Here is a 1,784-nt window from a genome sequence, read left to right as displayed (position 1 = left end):
ATTAGATACCCTGGTAGTCCACGCCGTAAACGATGTCTACTTGGAGGTTGTGGCCTTGAGCCGTGGCTTTCGGAGCTAACGCGTTAAGTAGACCGCCTGGGGAGTACGGTCGCAAGATTAAAACTCAAATGAATTGACGGGGGCCCGCACAAGCGGTGGAGCATGTGGTTTAATTCGATGCAACGCGAAGAACCTTACCTACTCTTGACATCTAGAGAANCCAGCGGAGACGCAGGNGTGCCTTCGGGAACTCTAAGACAGGTGCTGCATGGCTGTCGTCAGCTCGTGTTGTGAAATGTTGGGTTAAGTCCCGCAACGAGCGCAACCCTTATCCTTGTTTGCCAGCACRTAATGGTGGGAACTCCAGGGAGACTGCCGGTGATAAACCGGAGGAAGGTGGGGACGACGTCAAGTCATCATGGCCCTTACGAGTAGGGCTACACACGTGCTACAATGGCGCATACAGAGGGCAGCAAGCTAGCGATAGTGAGCGAATCCCAACAATTGCGTCGTAGTCCGGATTGGAGTCTGCAACTCGACTCCATGAAGTCGGAATCGCTAGTAATCGTGGATCAGAATGCCACGGTGAATACGTTCCCGGGCCTTGTACACACCGCCCGTCACACCATGGGAGTGGGCTGCAAAAGAAGTGGGTAGTTTAACCTTCGGGAGGACGCTCACCACTTTGTGGTTCATGACTGGGGTGAAGTCGTAACAAGGTAGCCCTAGGGGAACCTGGGGCTGGATCACCTCCTTATACGAAAGATTGTCTTGATGAGTGTTCACACAGATTGATTAGGTTTATGATGTAAAAGAGTGGTTGTTTTTACTTGTTAAGTGAAAACAACAAACAGTAAGTGCCCAACACTTACTACTTAGTGTCCCGTTCGTCTAGAGGCCTAGGACACCGCCCTTTCACGGCGGTAACAGGGGTTCGACTCCCCTACGGGATACCATTGGGTCGTTAGCTCAGTTGGTAGAGCAGTTGACTTTTAATCAATTGGTCGCAGGTTCGAATCCTGCACGACCCACCATTCTCTCTCCACGAGGGAAGCAATTTGCTTCTGCTTTTAAAGCGGAAACGAAAAGCAAACTAAATGTGGGCGATTAGCTCAGTTGGGAGAGCACCTCCCTTACAAGGAGGGGGTCACTGGTTCGAGCCCGGTATCGCCCACCACTCTCTAAATATTTTTGGAAGTATCAATCCAAACCACTACTCATGTTGTTGGTTTGCATTTTTGACTCTRAAAGTCGTTAGAAAGTGCTTTTTAGCACGCGTTTCGAAAGAAACTAGCTCTTTAACAATTTGGAAAGCTGACGAACAACATTTGATTTAATGTTGTTCAAATAAAAGTTCTCAAATCCTATGTCTTACTCTTTTATAGAGAAGGGATATAGGTACCAACACACATTCAAGTGTTCTTGGAAACAGCACAACTTAGGTTGTGTTTGTTTATATTTGAGTCCGGCAAAATCGAATGCTATCTCGCTCATTCAAATAATGAGATAGCGACTTTGGTTGTTTGCCATACACCTTTTTGTCTTCACTTTTTAAAGTGAAATCAAATCGAAACCTTTTGGGGTTGTATGGTTAAGTGACTAAGCGTACACGGTGGATGCCTTGGCAGTCAGAGGCGATGAAGGACGTAATAACTTGCGATAAGCCCAGATTAGGTAGTAATAACCTGTGAGTCTGGGATTTCCGAATGGGGAAACCCACGTGCATAAGCACGTATCATTAACTCAATACATAGGTTAATGAAGCAAACCGGGGGAACTGAAAC

3 tRNA genes and 2 rRNA genes are annotated in these 1,784 nt (G+C 47.1%); all 5 read left to right on the top strand.

The features are described 5' to 3' along the window. Positions 1-757 (top strand): 16S ribosomal RNA (locus L4D05_RS00030); the annotation flags it as partial. Between the two features lie 123 nt (positions 758-880). Beyond that, a tRNA-Glu gene (locus L4D05_RS00025) sits at positions 881-956 on the top strand. A 2-nt stretch (positions 957-958) separates the two neighbouring features. Beyond that, positions 959-1,034 (top strand) — tRNA-Lys (locus L4D05_RS00020). Positions 1,035-1,101: 67 nt separating this feature from the next. After that, positions 1,102-1,177, top strand: a tRNA-Val gene (locus tag L4D05_RS00015). A gap of 412 nt (positions 1,178-1,589) precedes the next feature. Continuing rightward, positions 1,590-1,784, top strand: a 23S ribosomal RNA gene (locus L4D05_RS00010); the annotation flags it as partial.

Origin of the sequence: Vibrio nomapromontoriensis, assembly GCF_050337205.1 — a bacterium.
Lineage (GTDB): Bacteria > Pseudomonadota > Gammaproteobacteria > Enterobacterales > Vibrionaceae > Vibrio > Vibrio nomapromontoriensis.
The sequence above is the reverse complement of the archived record's forward strand: the minus strand, read 5'-3'. Positions and strand labels throughout refer to the sequence as shown.